Annotated in this window: 15 protein-coding genes and 1 pseudogene; 13 read left to right on the forward strand and 3 right to left on the reverse strand. The window is 67.7% G+C overall.

The window, feature by feature from the left end:
• Positions 1 to 63: 63 nt before the first annotated feature.
• The 8 genes from IU452_RS28965 (at position 64) to IU452_RS29000 (ending at position 8,639) form a co-directional block, all read left to right on the forward strand.
• Positions 64 to 948, forward strand: coding sequence for an ABC transporter ATP-binding protein (locus tag IU452_RS28965; RefSeq protein ID WP_228818959.1), 885 nt, complete (start codon positions 64 to 66; stop codon positions 946 to 948).
• Between the two features lie 71 nt (positions 949 to 1,019).
• Positions 1,020 to 1,769 (forward strand): ABC transporter permease, encoded by a 750-nt coding sequence (locus tag IU452_RS28970; RefSeq protein ID WP_228818960.1) that lies wholly within the window; start codon positions 1,020 to 1,022, stop codon positions 1,767 to 1,769.
• A 258-nt stretch (positions 1,770 to 2,027) separates the two neighbouring features.
• Positions 2,028 to 2,999 (forward strand): sensor histidine kinase, encoded by a 972-nt coding sequence (locus IU452_RS28975; RefSeq protein WP_195112383.1) that lies wholly within the window; start codon positions 2,028 to 2,030, stop codon positions 2,997 to 2,999.
• Positions 2,996 to 3,643 (forward strand): response regulator transcription factor, encoded by a 648-nt coding sequence (locus IU452_RS28980; RefSeq protein WP_195112384.1) that lies wholly within the window; start codon positions 2,996 to 2,998, stop codon positions 3,641 to 3,643. Before IU452_RS28975 ends, IU452_RS28980 begins: the two co-directional genes overlap by 4 nt.
• 179 nt (positions 3,644 to 3,822) lie before the next feature.
• Positions 3,823 to 5,403, forward strand: a complete 1,581-nt coding sequence (locus tag IU452_RS28985) for an ATP-binding protein (protein ID WP_195112385.1) — start codon at positions 3,823 to 3,825, stop codon at positions 5,401 to 5,403.
• Between the two features lie 126 nt (positions 5,404 to 5,529).
• Entirely contained in the window at positions 5,530 to 6,669 is a 1,140-nt protein-coding gene (locus IU452_RS28990; RefSeq protein WP_195112386.1) for an AI-2E family transporter, read from the forward strand.
• A gap of 304 nt (positions 6,670 to 6,973) precedes the next feature.
• Positions 6,974 to 8,173 (forward strand): GNAT family N-acetyltransferase, encoded by a 1,200-nt coding sequence (locus IU452_RS28995; RefSeq protein ID WP_195112387.1) that lies wholly within the window; start codon positions 6,974 to 6,976, stop codon positions 8,171 to 8,173.
• Positions 8,174 to 8,249: 76 nt separating this feature from the next.
• Complete coding sequence (locus IU452_RS29000) at positions 8,250 to 8,639, forward strand: YccF domain-containing protein (RefSeq protein ID WP_324192900.1); 390 nt, start codon at positions 8,250 to 8,252, stop codon at positions 8,637 to 8,639.
• Positions 8,640 to 8,643: 4 nt separating this feature from the next.
• Here the strand turns inward: IU452_RS29000 and IU452_RS29005 are convergent, their stop codons facing one another.
• Positions 8,644 to 9,081: a MarR family transcriptional regulator gene (locus IU452_RS29005; protein WP_324192879.1), complete on the reverse strand. Its 438-nt coding sequence runs from the start codon at positions 9,079 to 9,081 to the stop codon at positions 8,644 to 8,646.
• A gap of 64 nt (positions 9,082 to 9,145) precedes the next feature.
• On the opposite strand from IU452_RS29005, the gene IU452_RS29010 reads away from it, so the two are divergent.
• Both IU452_RS29010 and IU452_RS29015 read left to right on the forward strand, forming a co-directional pair.
• Positions 9,146 to 9,394, forward strand: coding sequence for a DUF2530 domain-containing protein (locus tag IU452_RS29010; protein ID WP_195112390.1), 249 nt, complete (start codon positions 9,146 to 9,148; stop codon positions 9,392 to 9,394).
• A gap of 103 nt (positions 9,395 to 9,497) precedes the next feature.
• Positions 9,498 to 10,112, forward strand: coding sequence for a TetR/AcrR family transcriptional regulator (locus IU452_RS29015; protein ID WP_228818962.1), 615 nt, complete (start codon positions 9,498 to 9,500; stop codon positions 10,110 to 10,112).
• Here IU452_RS29015 and IU452_RS29020 read toward each other — a convergent pair.
• Both IU452_RS29020 and IU452_RS38540 read right to left on the reverse strand, forming a co-directional pair.
• A complete protein-coding gene (locus tag IU452_RS29020; protein ID WP_324192880.1) occupies positions 10,096 to 12,903 on the reverse strand; it encodes a sacsin N-terminal ATP-binding-like domain-containing protein in 2,808 nt (935 codons plus the stop codon). The two genes, IU452_RS29015 and IU452_RS29020, sit on opposite strands and share 17 nt — an antisense overlap.
• A gap of 1,193 nt (positions 12,904 to 14,096) precedes the next feature.
• Positions 14,097 to 14,936: pseudogene (locus IU452_RS38540) on the reverse strand (DUF3027 domain-containing protein); the annotation flags it as partial.
• Between the two features lie 17 nt (positions 14,937 to 14,953).
• On the opposite strand from IU452_RS38540, the gene IU452_RS29030 reads away from it, so the two are divergent.
• The 3 genes from IU452_RS29030 to IU452_RS29040 all read left to right on the forward strand — a co-directional run bounded on the left by IU452_RS29030 (position 14,954) and on the right by IU452_RS29040 (position 18,061).
• Positions 14,954 to 15,739: a glutaminyl-peptide cyclotransferase gene (locus IU452_RS29030; protein WP_195112391.1), complete on the forward strand. Its 786-nt coding sequence runs from the start codon at positions 14,954 to 14,956 to the stop codon at positions 15,737 to 15,739.
• Between the two features lie 67 nt (positions 15,740 to 15,806).
• Complete coding sequence (locus IU452_RS29035; protein WP_195112392.1) at positions 15,807 to 17,531, forward strand: MFS transporter; 1,725 nt, start codon at positions 15,807 to 15,809, stop codon at positions 17,529 to 17,531.
• Complete coding sequence (locus tag IU452_RS29040) at positions 17,528 to 18,061, forward strand: DUF2771 domain-containing protein (protein WP_195112393.1); 534 nt, start codon at positions 17,528 to 17,530, stop codon at positions 18,059 to 18,061. Before IU452_RS29035 ends, IU452_RS29040 begins: the two co-directional genes overlap by 4 nt.
• Positions 18,062 to 18,085: the final 24 nt, after the last annotated feature.

The following is an 18,085-nucleotide window of genomic DNA, read 5'->3' on the forward strand; positions in this document are numbered from 1 at the left end:
CGATCAGAAGAGACGAAAACCATGATTCATAGCACACCCGCCCTGGAAACCAGTGGATTGTGGATGCGATACGGTTCGACAGACGTGCTCAAAGGTGTGGATCTACGTGTCGAGCCAGGCGAGGTTCTGGCTTTGTTGGGTCCCAATGGTGCCGGCAAGACGACCATGATTGAGATCCTGGCCGGATTTCGCAGGCGCTCGGCGGGACAGGTCAGGGTGCTGGGGATGGACCCGGACGACGGCGGCGAGCACTGGCGAGCCCGTATCGGTATCGTCCTGCAGTCGTGGGGAGATCACCGGCGGTGGCGGGTGCGCGACCTGCTCGAGAATATCGGCCGCTTTTACGAGCCATACGCCGGCGCAGACCGGAAGCGGCCGTATGACACGGATATGCTTCTAGCTCGAGTTGGCCTTACCGAACAGGCTTCGAAGGTCATCTCGAAACTGTCCGGCGGGCAGCGCCGGCGACTCGATGTCGCTATCGGACTGGTAGGAAATCCCGAGTTGTTGTTTCTCGACGAGCCCACCATGGGATTCGACCCACAGGCCCGCCTAGACTTTCATACTCTAATACAAAAATTGTCCCGGAACGACGGAACCAGCATCGTTCTGACCACCCATGATCTCCAGGAAGCCGAAAAACTTGCGCAAAAGATCGCCATATTGATATCGGGTCGGATCGTGGCTTACGGTTCCGCACGGGAGTTGTCAGTGAAGTTCCCGAAGAAGGCAAATATCCGGTTCACACTGAATGGCGAACAGCACAGCTACGACGTGGTCGACACTACAGACTTTGTCAAGAAACTTCTGAACCGACACGGAGCATCGGTTTCGGCGCTCGAGGTCCGCTCGGCCAGTCTGGAAGACACGTACCTGGGTATGGTGGGGGACTTCGAGTCCGCGAGGAACATCCGTCGCGACGAACTGGTTCCGGGAGATACCCGCTGATGCATGAGCGGATAGTTGCAGTGCAGGCGGGATTTTCGCGAGGCCGAATCGAGCTTCGACAGAATCTCCCCATGGTGTTCAATTACATATTCTTTCCTACCTTGGCACTGGTGGTGATGTACATCGTGCGAGATTCCGTTATTTCGGGAACACGCTTCTCCATCGGCGCATACGCGATACCGGGGATTCTGGCGATGAACGTCCTCTTCACTGGTTTGATGGGACTAGCCACAGGTCTCTTGCTCGAACGCGAGGACGGGACTCTATTGCGGGCCAAGGCCACCCCGAACGGCGTGCTGGGATACCTTGTCGGAAAAGTGACCTGTCAGGCGGCGATGGCGCTGACTACGTTGTTCGCGGTGTTGATCGTAGCGGCGGCGCTTTTCGATGGGTTGCACATGACCAACCCCATGGAACTGCTTCGGTTCATCTGGATTGTGCCCTTGGGACTGGCAGCGACCTTGCCCTTCGGTGCGGTACTAGGATCGATCCTTCCGAATCCACGGCAGCTGAGCTTCGTTTCTCTGTTCCTCATGGGGCTGACATCGGTTTCCGGAGTGTTCTACCCACTGGGGTTGCAACCGCTATGGATGCAGATCGTCGGTCAGGCGTTTCCGCTGTACTGGCTCGGCCTGGGTATGAGATCGGCGATGTTGCCAGACGAGATGGTAGTAGCGGAAATCGGCCAGACGTGGTGGTCAGTGGAAACCGTTGTGGTGTTGGGGTTGTGGAGCCTGCTGGGAGCGGTTGTCGCCTTGAGAGTGCTCCGTCGAGCCGCGAGACGCGAATCGGGTACGAGGCTGCGGAGTATGATCACCTGAGCAGCCCAGCACGGGCGCGCACGGTCCAGGGGAGGCGGGTGCAAGGCTGTCATGAACAGGGGAACAAGTTCTCGGCTGCGCAGGCACCCTCGTGTTGTCGACAGCGCCGTGGCGGCAGCAGCTTTCCTATTGACCATCCCGGTAGATATTGCCTATATACCTCGCGATTTACATCCTGCAGTCGGCGTCCTGATTGCCATCGGGCTCTGCGTACCATATGTCTTCCGGCGAGACGCTCCGTTTGCAGCATTCGGAGTCATGGCGGTCGTCTCCGGAATTCAGTTGGGAGTGGGCGTCATCCCGCTACCGGTGAACGCAATGTTGCTCCTCGGTCTATATAACGTCGCCTCGCGGTGCGACACTACGCGATCCGTGGTGGCGACGGCCGTGGTTGTGCTCGGTACTGTACTTGCGGCGGTCAGATGGGGAAGCGGACCCTCGTCGTCGGTTGCCTTCACGGCGATGATGGTGATCGTTCCGGCTGTCTCCGTGTGGGTTTGGGGGCGCGCGGTGGGGATCCGGCGGAGGTATGTGGAGGGTCTGCGTGAGCGGGCGGCGCAGCTCGAGCGGGAGCGGGAGCGGGAGGCGCGGTTGGCGGCTGCTGCGGAGCGGGCTCGGATCGCCAGGGAGATTCATGACATTGTGTCGCACAGTCTGAACGTGGTTGTTGTGCTGGCCGAGGGGGCTACGGCCTGTCTGCGTAACGATCCCGACCGTGCCGAGAAGGCTCTGCGGACTGCCACCGAGACCGGGCGCGGTGCCATGAACGAGATGCGGCGCATGTTGGGCGTTCTCCGTGTCGGGAGCGAGGATTCGCACGCTCCCCAACCCGGTGTCAGGCAGCTGGAGAAATTGATCCAGGAGACTCGCGCTGCCGGTTTACCTGTCGAACTCGGCGTTCAGGGGATGATCAAGGAGTTGCCCGCAGGCATCGATCTCGCGGCATACCGGATCGTTCAGGAGGCCCTCACCAACGCACGAAAGCATGCCGGTCCCACCGTTTCCCAAGTGCGGGTGGACCTGAAGTACGACGACGGAGAACTCGAGGTCCGCGTATGCGACGACGGCGAGGGATTGCGAAGGGGCGCAGGGGATCTCCCTGGTAGTGGGTACGGGTTGATCGGCATACACGAGCGCGTCTCCGCCTATGGCGGTTCAGCGTCAGCCGGTCCCCGCGCGGCCGGCGGTTTCGAGGTCGTCGCCACGTTGCCGATCGGAGACGGAGCATGACCATACGGGTGCTGCTGGTCGATGATCAGGAGCTGATTCGGGTCGGTTTTCGCATGATCCTCGATTCCCAGCAGGACATGGAAGTCGTCGGTGAGGCCAGCGATGGCCTCGACGCTTTGGAACAATTGAAAACCCTCACGGTCGATGTCGTTCTCATGGACGTCAGGATGGAGCCGATGGACGGCGTGGAGGCGACCCGGCGGATCTGTCGCAGCGGGGGCCCGCGGGTGGTCGTCCTGACCACATTCGACCTCGACGAATATGCGTACCAGGCTCTCGAGGCCGGTGCGAGCGGGTTTCTCCTCAAGAACGCACCGTTGGCCGAGATCACGTCGGCCATCCGTTATGTGCATTCCGGTGACGCGGTCGTTGCCCCCAGCACTACGAAGCGGTTGTTGGCGAGGTTCGTCCACAAGCCGGACGACTCGTCTCGGCCGGTACCCGGCATTCTCGGCGAACTCACGCCGCGCGAGCGCGAGGTCTTGGCCATGCTGGCGGATGGCTTGTCGAATGGGGAGATTGCGGAGAGGTTGTTCGTGGCCGAGACCACGGTCAAGACGCACGTGGGACGCATCCTGACGAAGCTCGGCCTGCGGGACAGGGTGCAGGCTGTGGTGTTCGCCTATAAGGCCGGGCTGATCTGAGATCGAGGGTGAGGGAACGGAAACGGCCTCGCCGGCGTCTAAGTCCCTAGAGAGATAACCGACCGGTCATCTTGGGCCGGTCTGCGAATCGGGGGCAACATATGAAGCTGGCAACCGGTAGTGGGATCGAGCGTGGAACTGGCTGTGCGCGGCACGAGTTCGCGCGCAGGCTTGCTGCGTTGCATCGGGCCGCGGGGGCGCCGTCGTTGCGGAATGTCGCCATGCTGGCGCAGCAGCGGGGGGCGATCGGTGAGGGGCAGGGGCGGTCGGCGCTGGCCAGTGCGCAGCGGGTCAGCGATTGGATGAGTGGGCGCAACGTCCCGGCGCGGTTCGAATCGCTGCTTCCGGTGTTGCAGGTGCTGGCCGCGCGGGCGCGGCGGCGGGCGGGAACACCCGGCGAGACATTGGATCTGCGGGCCTGGCGCGCATTGTGGCTGGCCGCGCGCAGCGCTCCGGCGGCCTTGCCCGAGACGATCGCGCGGCCGCCGTATCCGGATGCCGACGGGGGTTACGGCGACCACGAACCCGTCTTGTTCGGGCGGCGCCGCCAGGTCGTCTGCCTGCTGGAGATGATTCGGAAATCGGCCGATCCGGACCGGGCCGCCGACGTCATCGTCCTCACCGGAGCGTCCGGGGTCGGGAAGACCGCACTGCTGCGGGGCGGTGTGGTGCCTGCGCTGAACGCCGAGGCCGGGCGGTGGGCCGTCACGGTCGTCGCGCTCGGTCGCGACCCGCTGCGCGCGTTGCAGAAAATTACTGACGAGACAACCGATTCCGGTGGTTCCGAGCGCCTACTGCTGATCGTCGACCAGTTCGAGCAACTGTTCCGGCCCGAGGTCGATGCGGCGGATCGGGAGACATTCCTGCTGGGCCTCAAACGCCTGTCGGCGATCGGCTCGGTCCTGGTCTCGGTGCGCTGCACCCACCTGGTCGACTGTTCGCGATACTCCTGGCTGGCAAATGCCGTGCAGCACAACGGCTTCAGGCTGAATCCGATGCGGCGCCAGGAATTGGTCTCGGCCATTGCCGGGCCGCCGCGCAGCCGCGGCGTGACCGTCGACCCCGGGGTGGTCGAACTGATCGTCACGGCACTCGACATGAGCCGGCCCACGCTCACCAGATCCGCCGCCGAGGCCGGAGCCTTACCCGTACTGGCGGCCACGATGCGATCGTTGTGGACCCACCACAGCGGAAGCCGGCTCGATGTGGCCGGGTATCGCCGGGTCGGCGGCGTCGCCGGGGTGGTCACCCGGCTGGCCGAGCAGACCTGGGAGGGGTTGCGGGCGGGCGAGCAGGTCGATGCCCGGCGGCTGCTGCTGGCCCTGCTCACCGTGCACCGCGACGGCACCGTCGTCCGGCGCCGCCTCACCCTCGCCGATCTCGAACGCATCGCGGCGCGACCCGGTGCCGATCTGTTCGAGCGTCTGGTGAGTGCGCGGCTGATCACCGTGGAATCCCGGCATGCCTGTCTCGCCCACGACAGCCTGCTCGAATGGGATCGGCTGCGCGGCTGGGTGGCCGAGCACCGAGAGTTGCTGATCTGGCGCGACCGCATCGAAGCCGACGCCGCCGAATGGGAAACCGCCGACCGAGACCCCGGTCTGCTCTATCGCAGTATCCGGCTGACCACCGCGATCCACCATGCGGATCCCGCACTGAGCCCACTCGCCACCGAATTCCTGCGCGCCTGCGCCCGCGCCGAATTGGGAGCACAGTCGGCCGACTCGTGGCCCGGCAAGGATTACCAGGACGTGAGTTGAAAGCCACCCGGGTCGCAACCGGGCAATCGGGCCCGCGTCCAGGAGACTGGACGGGTGGTCGAGCACGCGTCAACCTCCGATTCGGGGGCCTCGAACCCCGGCGCCGGCGGTCCGGGATCCGATCGCATGCCGCGCTGGCTGCCGCGGGCGTTGCTGCTGGCGTTCGGATTCCTGGCCGTCTACCAGATCGGCGACTGGGCCTTCCACAAGCTGTTCGGGCTGATCACGATGATGCTAGTCGCCTTCTTCATCTCCCTGGCGATGGAGCCCGCGGTCGACATACTGACCAGACGACGGTTCCCGCGCGGGCTGGCCACCGGCATGGTGTTCGTGCTGTTGTTCGCCGCCGTGGCCGGATTCTTCGCCGCCTTGGCGACGCTGCTGGTGGAGACGGTGAGCGATCTGCTGAACCAACTGCCCGACCTGCTCAATCAGCTGGTCGACTGGGTCAACAACACCTTCCACCAGCACTTCACCATCGATCAGTTGCGCGATCGACTGCTGCACGACTCCAACATCATCAACAACTATGCCCAGACCGCGGCAAACAACGTCTGGGGCGTGTCCAGCACGATCCTGGGCGGGGTGGCCCAGTTCCTGACCATCGCGCTGTTCAGCATCTATCTCACCGCCGACGGTCCCAAGCTGCGACGCACACTCTGCTCGCTGCTGCCGCCGCGGCGACAGGACACCGTCCTGCACGCATGGGATCTGGCCATCGACAAGACCGGCGGCTACCTGTACTCCCGCGCGCTGCTCGCGGTGATCTCCGCGGTCACCCACGCCATCTTCCTGGCGATTCTCGACCTGCCCAATGCGATCGCGCTGGGCGTGTGGTTCGGTGTGGTCGCCTCCTTCGTGCCGACCATCGGCACCTACCTCGCGAGTGTGCTGCCGATTCTGGTGGCGCTCACCGTCGAGCCGATCGACGCGGTGTGGTTGGTCATCTTCGTGGTGCTCTACCAGTGGTTCCAGGACTATCTGCTGCAGCCGCGCATCACCGCGCGCACGGTCGACGTGAACGCCGCCGTCGCACTGCTGGCGGTACTGGCCGGCGCGGCGGCGCTCGGTGCGGTCGGAGCGCTGCTCGCGATTCCGGCCACCGCGACCGCGCAGGCGTTCCTGAGCGAATACGTGCCGCGCTACGCGGTGGCCGAGGATCCACGGATCGAGCGCACCGCGCCGAAGCGGGAGCGGCGGGCCATGCGCCGCCAACGCTCCGAGCGCCAACGGTCCGAGCGCGATTCCGAGCGCGATTCGCAGTGACGGCAAGCCGCCGTTAAGCCCCCACCAAGGCCCAGGCGGCATCGTCTGTAGCCGCGGGACGAGTTCCCGCGATCCACACCGGACTCGACCTGGCTCGGCGGGGAGGTCAGGTCGAGTCGGCCGTGGCGGCGGGCCCGAATCCGGGAGCGGGGCACCACTATTCGCAACGAGGCGGATACGACAGCGGCGTCCGGTGCCCTTCCGCACTCCGCCGCCACGGCCGATCGGCGGCGCAACGACGCTGTCGAGGTGACAGCCGAAATTGCCATGCGCCGAACCGGCCGTCCGTGCGAAGGTCGACAGTATGGCGCTCCCATCCGGAATCACCTTGCGACCGGCTACCGCGGCGGACGAGCCCGCGCTCGAGTTGCTGCTGGCGAACGCATTCGGCGGATCCCCGCGGGTGGACCCGGTCCTGGCCGCGCAGCGGCTGCAGGTCTTCCCGACCGAGCGGGCCCTCGTCGCGGTCGACGGCGAGCGGATCGTCGGCCACGTCAAGGACCGGGTGATGACGCTGACGGTGCCGGGCGAGCGGACCGTCGAGGCCTGCGGTATCGCCGGAGTGGCGGTGCTGCCGACCCATCGCCGCCGCGGCATCCTGCGCGCGATGTACACCGAACAGCACCGGCGCACCGAGGAGGCCGGGCTGCCGCTGACCATCTTCACCGCCAGCGAGGCCACCATCTACGGGCGTTTCGGGTACGGCCCGGCCGTGCTCGAGAACCGGGTGAAGATCGACCGCCGCTTCGCCGAATTCCGGCCCACCACACCGGATCCCGGCGGCGTCGAGTTGACACCGCTGGACACCGCACTGCCGCTGCTGCCGGACATCTACGACCGATGGCGGCGGCGCACCCCGGGCGCCCAGACCCGCCCCGCGGCGGCCTGGCAGACCAAACTGGCCGACTATCGCGGTGCCGACGGCCTGTTCGCGCTGGTCCATCCGGACGGCTACGCGCTCTACCGATTCGTGCGCCCCGACCACGGGCTCCATGCCGAGGTGGTGGAACTGCGGGCGGTCACCGACGAGGCCCACTGCGCGCTGTGGCGGGCCGTGCTCGGCCTGGATCTGGTCACCATCGTCGAGGCCACGATCAGCAGCGACGATCCGCTGCCCTATCTGATCACCGATCCGCGAGCGGTCCGTACCGTCGGACGCTCAGACGGTCTGTGGGCGCGGCTGATGGACGTGCCCGCCGCGCTGTCGGCGCGCGGCTATCAGCACGATCTGGACATCGTCCTCGCGGTGACCGATCCGTTCCGGGACGCGGGAGGCGACTTCGCCCTGCGCATCCGCGACGGCGTCGCCGACTGCGAGCCGACCACCCGGCCCGCTGATATCGAACTGGGTATCGACGTGCTGGCGAGCATGTACCTGGGCGCCCACCGCGCGCAGGCGTTCGCGGCGGCGAACCGGCTGCGGGCCAAGGACTCCGAACACCTGCGCAATCTGGACCTCGCCTTCTCGAGCGAACGCGAGGCCGTGCTGGGCTGGTTCTTCTGAGCGTCGGCCGTCGAGTGTGAGCCGCGGCTCGTCGACGCGGCTCGGCGGCCCTGGCATGCTGGTGACTGTGACGCTCATCCGGTTGATCCTGAACGTGCTGTGGCTGGTGTTCGCCGGGTTCTGGATGGCGGTCGGCTACGCCGTGGCGGGGCTGATCTGCTGCGTGCTCATCATCACCATCCCGTTCGGCATCGCGTCGTTCCGGATCGCGGCGTATGTCCTGTGGCCGTTCGGGCGGGAGGTGGTGGCACGACCGGACGCGGGAATGCCGTCACTGGTCGGCAATGTCATCTGGTTTCTGGTGGCGGGCTGGTGGTTGGCGCTGGGCCACCTGTTCACCAGCATCCCGCTGTTCGTTTCGATTGTCGGAATTCCGTTCGGATGGGCCAATCTGAAGCTCATCCCGGTATCGCTGATGCCGCTGGGTCGTGAAATCGTGCCCAGCGACCGGGCTTTCGGCCGCTGAAGCGCTACTCCGACTGATCCACAATCTGTTTCATGATCGCCACCGCCTCGCGCAGCACCTGCAGCTGATCGGGTCGCAGCACCGACAGCTGTTCGGTCATCCAGGCCTCGCGCGCGTTGTTCTCGTCCTGAATCAGGGCGCGACCGGCGTCCGACAGCGAGACGATGATCTGGCGGCCGTCGGTGGGATGCGGTTTGCGTTCCACCAGTTGCAGTTCCGACAGTGAGGCGATCACCCTGGTCATCGACGGCGGCTGGACCCGTTCCTTCGCCGCCAGGGCGCCGGGCGTCATGGCCCCTTCCCGATTCAGGGTCGCCAGAGCCGACAATTGCGTCAGCGAAATCTGAGCGTCGGCGCGGCGGCCCCGCAGATGCCGCGTCAAACGCACCACCGCCAGGGAGAGGTCGGCGGCCAGCGCGCGAAGGTCGGAAGGCGTTGTCACAGAGGCAAACGATACGGGACACGCCACGTGGGAGACGGCCGTTCCCGCCGCTAAGGTTGACATCGTGACGCAGAACGTGCCCGAGATTCCGCCGCGCCTGACCGATCCGCGCCCGGTGCTGGCGGTGGGGGTCGTGCTGTGGGCCATCGCGACGGTCGTGGTGTGGGTGACCGAAAGGTGGGCAGACGCACGACCGATCTGCCTGATGGGGCTGGTGGTCGGGCTGCTCGCCTACATCATCTTCGCCATCCAGCGGCGCGGCGCCCGCCGTGGCGACAAGGGCGCCCAGAAAGGGCTCGAGCAAGGGCTGTGAGGCGATTCGTCCCATCGTTGGTCGGCCGTCCACGGTGACTTTTACGGCCCGCGAATTGACTGTTCGCGTCCTTGCCGCTTAACTGCGTTGGGTGTCCTCCCGATTGAGCGTCGAAGAAAGACGAGCCCACCTTATCGAGGCGGCCATCGGCCTTGCCGAAAAAAAGGGTGTAGCCGGGGTTACCACGCGCGATGTGGCTCAGGCAGCCGGTGTTTCGCTCGGTGTGGTGCACTACTGTTTCGAAAACAAGGACGCGCTGATGACCGAACTGGTCAAGGCGCTGTCGATGGAATTACGCGATTCCGTGGAGACCAACGAAACGGTCTGGCAGGACGTCGGAAGTGGAAAAGATTCGCTTCAAAATTTGGTGCGGGCAAGCCTGGAACTGCTGTGGTTGAACATCGAAGCCACGCCCGAACGGCAGCTGCTCACCTACGAAACCACGACCTACGCGTTGCGCGAAAGTGAACAGACCCCAGCGAAACTCGCGATCGCGCGCGAGCAGTACACGTTCAACGACTCCACGGTCGCCGATGTCCTCGAGCACGCCCGCGATGCCACCGGCACGCAGTGGCGCGTGCCCGTCCAGACGCTGAGCCGTTTCACGCTCAATGTCATCGACGGAATCGTCTTGCGCTGGCTCGTCGACAACGACAGCGCCGCCGTCCGCAACCAGCTGGACGTCTTGGCCGAAATGATCGCTACGTACGCGAAGTAGGTTGCGCCTGAACATGTGTCGTGGAGCCCTCCCGCCACCACGGCACCTCCACCGTCGCCTCGTAGGCTCCGGTGAGGCTCACCCGTAGGCGTTCGTGCAGGACGAGATCGCCGTCGAGCGGGGGCAGTCCGAACTGCAGGCGCAGCAGGACGCCGAGAGGTTCGGCCGCCCAGGTGGTCGGCTCACCCTCGCCGAGCACCTCGGCGGTGACCGCATCGGTCACCACGGGCAGGTCGAGCAGGGTGGCCAGGGCGGGCGCGGTGTCGATATCGCCGACCACCAACCGGTCCGGCGGTATCGCCAGGCCGTACCAGGGGCGGTCCAGAACCAGCGCGTCGGCGGGATCGATCACCGCACCCGACAGGGCGCGCACCCGCTCGGGCGGGGGAAGCTCGTCGAGGTCCAAGCGGTCCACGGCCGCGGCGAGGCGCCGGTGAGTCTGCGAGATCGACTCCGGTGCCGGGGTTTTCGCCGGATCGGCCAGCGCGTCGAGCAGTGCCGCGGCCAACGGCTGGGTGACCACGTCCGGATCGGCCAACACGGCGTGCATTGCCTCGAGGTCGGTGGCGGAGAATCCGGCCAATTCCGGCAGCAGACCGGCGAAGACGGAGTCGGCGGGCGCACGGAACAGGCCGAGCGGCTGACCGTCGATGCGCGCGTGGCGGCGCAGCCACCAGCTCGTGTAGCCATCGCGGTCGGCGAGCAGGCGTCGGGTCGCGGGTTCGGACAGCAGCAGCCGCAACGCCTCCGGCCACGCGGCCTCGTCCACCAGATCCAGATCCCGCACGGCGGCCAGCTCAGGCGGATCCTCCGGCAGGCCCGACCACCAGCGTTCCTCGTCGTCGAGATGGTGATCCGGTCCGGTCGGATCGCTTTCGGTGACGAGGCTGAACCCCCAGCCGACACCGACGGCGCGCAGGGCTCGAGCGCCGTAGCGGTCGACGAGGGTGGTATCGACGGTGCCGAACGGTGAATCGGAGACCAGCACCCGGGCCAGCGGGGCATCCGGCAGCAGCAGTTCGTCGGCGGCGCGGACATCGCCGGTGTCGTCGGGCAATTCGAGCAGACCCAGCCAGGGCGGCAGTGCGGTGGTCTCGGGCAGGCGGGCGGCCAGGCGCAACACCGCGTCGACGGTGTCCGGTGCGGCCGGGTCGAGCTCCAGTTCCGCCTGCAGGGCCGGGTCGCCGAGCAGATCCTCGACCGTGGCGGGCCGGGCGCCGAGGCGACCCAGCAGTGGGTGCGCGGCCTCCGGGTGGACCAGACGCGCCCAGCGCACCGGCACCGGATCCTCGAGATGGTCGTCGAGGACGACCGTGCGCGGGCCGGTGACCAGGCGTCCGTCGGCCAGCGGCACCGCCAGTGCGCCCAACTCCTCCACGGCCAGCGGATCGGTGACGAACGGCTCCAGGGCGTCGTACAGCGAATACCACCACTGCGGCGGGCGTTCCAGGCTTGCCGAGAGTTCGGCAATCCGGGCCAATCCGATGCGGTGGACGTCGAGCACGGCCAGCAGGTCGGCGGCCGCGCGGCCGGACAGATCCGGGATCACCAGGGGGCCCAGCAGATCGGCGAGCAGTTCGGCCAGTTCCTCGGTGACGCCGGGGAATACGCTGCTGTGCTGCGGGGCGGCGTCGTCCCCGTCCACCACCGGCAGCCACGGGTGGCCGCGCAGCTCGGCCAGCAGCGCCTCGCGCAACAGGCTGTCGGCCTCGCTGCGGGCGAAGCCGGGCGCGGGGACCAGCACCAGGCGGTCACGGGGCGGCAGGGCGCGGGCGAAATCGGCATAGCCCTGGGCCAATTCGGCGACCCGGGCGCCGGGTAGCAGGCGGCGACGATCCGGTTGCATCGCGATATCGGCGATGAGCAGGGCGGGTAGCGACAGCTCCTCGTCGGAGCGGGTGGGTGCGCGCAGGACGTCGGGATGGGCGGGTACCGCTCGCCCGTCCCGGATCGGCAGCAGCCAGCGGGACCTCGCCGTGGTGAACTGCCACCAGACGCGTTCCTCTGCACCAGGACCGATCAGTCGCAGTTCCTGAAGTCCCTGCCGCCCGTGCGGCGGGGAAATCGGGTCGGACTGCGATAAGGAAGCGAGTTCGGTTGTTACGCTGGTGATCTCGTCTTCGCCGATCCGGATGGTCTGTAGGGCGGGAAGTTCCAGTAGTAGGTCGACGGCCTCCGCATGCATGGTGGCTATGAGGGCCGGGGCGTCGATGTTCTCGCGTAGCTGGAGCACGATCTCGGTGTCGAAACCGTCGGCAGGTTCGGTGGCGATCGGCCATGCCAGGCGTAGCGCCGGTGGTGTGAAGTCGGTGGCTGTCTCCGGGATGCGGATATTGCTGTCGCGCAGCGCTTCCCGGGTCCTGTTTCGGGAGAACGACAGCGAGCCGGTGCGGGAGCGGAATTCGATCTCGTCGGCGACGGACAGGACGGCGGTGAAACCGACGCCGAACCGGCCGACGGTGGAACCCCTGTCGGACTTCCCGGAGGCACGCAGGGCCGTCAGGGCATGCACCCCCGCAATATCCAGTGGTACACCGGTATTGGCCACATGCAGGGAACGTTCGGTCAGCCACACCGCCACCCGGCCGGGCACTCGCGCCTTGGCCGCGGCATCGGCCGCATTCTGCGCCAGCTCGGTCAGCACCCGATCGCGGTAGCCGGCGCGCACCAGATCGGATTCGGTGGCGGCGTCTTCGCGCAGCCGCGTCGGCGAATCCCGCCACGCCGCCAGCACCCCGGCGCGCAGCTCCGCCGTCGCGAACGGATCCTCCCGCTCCACGGCGGCGCTCACGTCCCCGCCGTTCAGTTCGGTTCCGATGCCCCGGACTCCCCGTGCTTCACCCGCACCGCCGACACGGCCCACGCATCGCTGTAATGCGCCCCGGCCTCCGGCTCTGCCTCGGAGACCCCGCGGTCGTCCGCGTCCTCGCCGGAGGCCGAATCGCTCGAAACCGTCTCGGCAGCGGCCGCATCCGATTCGGCCGAATCATCCCCGGCCGCCTCGGGCCTCACGACCACCTCACTGCCGTGCTCGGCCTCGGTGGTCACGCCTTCGCTGCCACCGTCCGCCGGTTCCGCGGCCTCGACCGACCCCGCGGTCTCGATCGGTGACCGACCGGACACGGTGTTCCCCGGCACGGTCTCGCCCGCCGTACCCGGCACGGCATCGGCGTCGGGATCCCGCGAATCGCCCACCTGCTCGGCCGCATCCGACTCGTTTGCCTCAGCGGTCTCGACGGTCTCACCGTGCGCATCGGACACCGAGGAACTCGCTCCCGAATCAACGGCCGCGGCGGATTCCGATGCATCGGCGGCCTGCTCCTCGGACTGCTCGGAAGCCACCTCGGCAACGGGCGCCCCAACACCCGAAACCTCCTGCGAGGCAGTATCGATGGCCGTCCCGTCTCGCTCGGCCTCGCCCGCCACCACGGTTTCAGCCGCAGCCTCCCCACTCTCCGCCGCCTGGTCACTGGCCGAGCCCACAGGCGACTCCGAACCAGAAGCAACGGCATCCGAATCGTCGGCCAACGCAGCACTCACCGAACCGGCAGGCGACTCCGACTCACGAGCAACAGCTTCCGACCCCTCGGCGGCGGGCTCGCCCACCTCCGCGGGCGTTTCGGCCGTAGCTGCTCCACTCTCCACCGCCTCGTCGGCCACCGCAGCGCTCACCGATCCGGCAGGCGACTCCGATTCACGAGCAACGGCTTCCGATCCTTCGGCGGCATTCTCGCCTGCCACTGCGGTGGTTTCGGCCGCAGTCGCCCCGCTCTCCACCGCCTCGTCGGCCACCGCAGCACTCTCCGATCCGGCAGGCGACTCCGATTCACGAGCAACGGCTTCCGATCCTTCGGCGGCATCCTTGCCTGCCACCGCGGGGGTTTCGGCCGCAGTCGCCTGGCTCTCCACCGCTTCGTCGGCCTCCGCGGCGCTCACCGAGTCCGCAGGCGAGTCCGAATCGGGAGCAGCGGTCTTCGGCTCGTCGGTGGTGGGCTCGGTTGCCGTCGCTGTCGTTTCGGTTGCGGCGGGCTCGGGCTCGGTTGGCGGGTTGTCGGCCTCCGGGTGGGGTTTGCGGAGGTCGGTGGTGGGGATCAGTTCGACGGCGGCGTCGTCGTAGGCCTCGTAGATGGGGGAGCCGCCGCCGGTGGGGACCACGGTGTCGGAGTGGGCGCCGCAGCCGTATTCGACGTGGACGACGTGGCCGTCGGCGCCCATGGCGTTGGCGCAGACGCCGAAGGCGGCGCGCAGGGAGCCGGCGAGCGGGACGAAGAAGCCGCAGACGCCGCAGGTCGAGGGGGCGGCGCGGGCCATATCGGTGTCGGGTCCGTATTCGGCGTACCAGCGTTCGGCGGCCTCCACGCGGCCCTCGCGGCTGAGCACCTGCGGGCGGCCCAGGCCGATCTCCTCGGCGACCTCGTCGACCACGGGGTCGCCGGTCATCAGGTAGCCGGGCACCAGCCGCGGATCGTCGGGCGCGGGCGCCAGCAGATCGCCGGGCGCGAGATCGCCGGGCCGGATCCGCCGCTCCCACGGCACGAATTCGGGGGCCACCAGGGCATCGGGGCCCGGCAGCAATGCCGACTCGCTGACCGTCGCGTACTCGGCCTCCGGCGGCGCCGCCACCACGACCGCCCACTGCCAGCCGCGATAGCCGGGCAGGGTGGCCTCGAAGTGGTGGGTGGCCGCGCAGTCGTCCTCGGCGGTCACCCCCAGATGGTCGCCCACGCCGCTCGGCTGCAACTCCAGGAGCGCACGGCGGGCCAGGTCGACCGCCTCCGCCAGGATCGGTCGCACGCCGGACTCCGAAACAGAAACTGCGCTCACGCCCTACATTTTGCCGTATGAAGCGCAAACGCCGTGCGTGGGCTGCGGCAGCACTGATCTTGCTGGCGACAGTCGCCTCCGCAACGGCGTCGGGCTGCGGCGACGCCGACGACACACCCCGGTGGCGGGTCGAGGTGGTGGCCACCCGGCCCCACGATCGCACCGCCTTCACCGAGGGACTCGAGGTCGACGGCACCGTCCTGTACGAGAGCACCGGCCTGGAGGGCCGATCCCACCTGCGCGCGACCGACCTCACCACCGGCGCCCAACTGGCCCGCGCCGACCTGCCCGAGCAGTATTTCGGCGAGGGCATCACCAAGGCGGGCGACACCGTGTGGCAGCTCACCTGGAAAGAGGGGGTGGCCTTCGCCCGCGACCCCCACACCCTCGCCGAACGCGGCCGTGCCCACTACGACGGCGAGGGGTGGGGCCTGTGCACCCGGCGCGGCCGCATCGTGATGAGCAACGGCACGTCCACCCTCACCTTCCGCGACCCGGCCACCTTCGCCGTGACCGGTTCGATCCGGCTCACCAGCCATCGCGGCGCTCGCCTCAACGAACTCGACTGCGCCGCAGACGGTTCGGTCTATGCCAATGTCTGGCCGACCGACCGCATCCTGCGCATCGACCCGGACAGCGGCACGGTGCTGGCCGAAATCGACGCCGACGGCCTGTTGACTCCGCCCGAGCGCATCGGGACCGACGTCCTCAACGGCATCGCCCAACTGCCCGGCACCGATCGCTTCCTGCTCACGGGCAAGTACTGGCCGACGATGTTCGAGGTCCGCTTCGTCGGGGCATAACAGCAGTGCGGGGATCACAGACCCCGCCTGCACCCACACTCCTGCACTGTGCGAGAGAATCGACATCGTGACTGCCTCCCGTGAGCCCTCCGGAACCGATCGTGGTCGGTGGGACGGCGAGGAGTACCCGGTCACCCCGCGGCATCCCGGCTACGACCGATATCCGCCGCCGAACTCCGCCGCGCTGCCGCGCCGCAGTCCCGAACCGGATGTTCCCGAATTCGTGACGCGGCGGCTGTCGGGCGGCGAACCACCGCCGTCCCTGCCGCCGACCACACCGGAGCCGGAACAGCCCGAACCCCCGGCCGACACCGCCGAAATCACCGGTCGCCAACGCGTCCCGCGCAAGCTCACGGTGACCAGGGTGGTGGCGATGCGCAGTATCGAACTCACCGAGAAGGGGTACCGGACCTTCCAGCGGGCGGCCAGGGCCGACGGCGCAGGCGAGTCCGGGCTGACCGCGCTGGTCTACGCGACGATGGCCAATTTCGCGGTCGACGCCGCCCTCGGTGTCGCCTTGGCCAATACGCTGTTCTTCGCCAGCGCCACCGCCGAATCGAAATCGAAGGTGGCGCTGTATCTGCTGATCACGATCGCCCCGTTCGCGGTGATCGCCCCGCTGATCGGCCCGCTGCTGGATCGCCTGCAGCGCGGGCGAAGGCTGGCGCTGGCCAGTTCGTTCGCCGCCCGCGTGGTGGTCGCGCTCTTGCTGATCTTCAATATGGACAGTTGGGCGTTGTACCCACTGGCGCTGTGCATGATGATCCTCAGCAAGTCGTTCGCGGTGCTGAAGAGCGCGGTGACACCCAGAGTGCTGCCGCCCGGCATCGATCTGGTCAGAACGAATTCCAGACTCACGGTGTTCGGTCTGGTCGGCGGCACGCTCGGAGCGGGTGCCGTGGCCGCCGGGGTGGCCGCGGTGGCCGGGTCGCCGGGGGCGTTGATCTTCCTCGCGCTGATCGCTGCCGCCGGGGCCTATCTGAGCCTGAAGATCCCGTCCTGGGTCGAGGTCACCGAGGGTGAGGTACCGGCCACCCTGGGCTATCACGGCAGCGACGCCCGCACCGAGGTGCTGGACGAGGCCGCGGTCAAGCCCGGTCGTCGGCGCCAGCCGCTGGGCCGGTCGGTCGTGACCGGTTTGTGGGGCAACAGCGCCATCCGGGTGCTGACCGGGTTCCTGACCTTCTATGTCGCCTTCGTCGCCAAGTCGACCGAGCACCGACCTGTGCAGCAGGCGGCGATGCTGGGCGTGGTGGGCGCGGCGGCGGCGGTCGGCAACTTCGCCGGTAACGCCACCGGCGCCCGCATGAAGCTGGGCCGCCCGGCGCTGATCGTGGTGATCTGCACCGCGGCCTGTACGGCGGTCGCGCTGTTCGCGACCTTCGCCGACAACCTGCTGGGTGCGGCCGTGGCGGCGCTGGTCGCGGCCGGAGCCAGCGCGCTGGCCAAGGTGTCGCTGGATGCCTCCATTCAGGACGATCTGCCGCCGGAGTCGATCGCGTCCGGATTCGGCCGGTCGGAGACGGTGCTGCAGCTGTCGTGGGTGATCGGCGGCGCGGGCGGGGTGCTGCTGCCGACCGTGTACTGGGAAGGGTTCGCGGTGGTCACCGGCGTGCTGGCGGTCGGATTGATCCAGACCGTGGTGAGCTACCGTGGTCATTCGCTGCTGCCCGGGCTGGGCGGCAACCGCCCGCAGCATGTGCAGCAGGAAGTGCCCGGCGCCCGACCGAGCGATCAGGATCCGGGCTTCGGTGACCCGACCCGACAAGCGACAGGAAACCCGCCGCAGTGACCAACTCCAGGACCCGCATCGTCGTCGCGCTGGCCTTGGCCGGTGTGCTCGTCGTGATCGCCGCCGTCGCCGGCATCGTGGCCGTGGCGGTGCACCGCGCGAATACGCCGGATCCGGAGATCACCGCCTATGCGCACGGGAAGGCCGTGACGGTCCCGCCGTATCGGTACTGCACGGTGACCCAGTCCGGCGATACCGGACAGCTCGGATTGGACTGCCGGGAAAGCGAACTCACCATCGCCCTCGACACACCGCCGGGCTATCCCGTGCAGCTGTCGCTGCCCCCGAAGATCGCCGACGCGCCGTGGATCATGCGGCTGGAATACGTGCACCCCGACGGCAGCGAAGCCACCCACCTGGCGACCTACCGTGACTACCCCGACGGAACGCTGGCGGTGACGGTCGACTCGCGCCCCGAACCCGATCTCCGCCTGGTCGGCATCGAGCTGCAACTGGTGGTCCCGGTCCGCGACGAGGCAGGCAACGAGGGCTTCGCCCCCTACCAGGCCTGGTCCATCAAGACGGCTTGAGTTCCCGGCGAAAAGCACGCCGGG

Origin of the sequence: Nocardia transvalensis (assembly GCF_015477765.1) — a bacterium.
Classification (GTDB): domain Bacteria; phylum Actinomycetota; class Actinomycetes; order Mycobacteriales; family Mycobacteriaceae; genus Nocardia; species Nocardia transvalensis_A.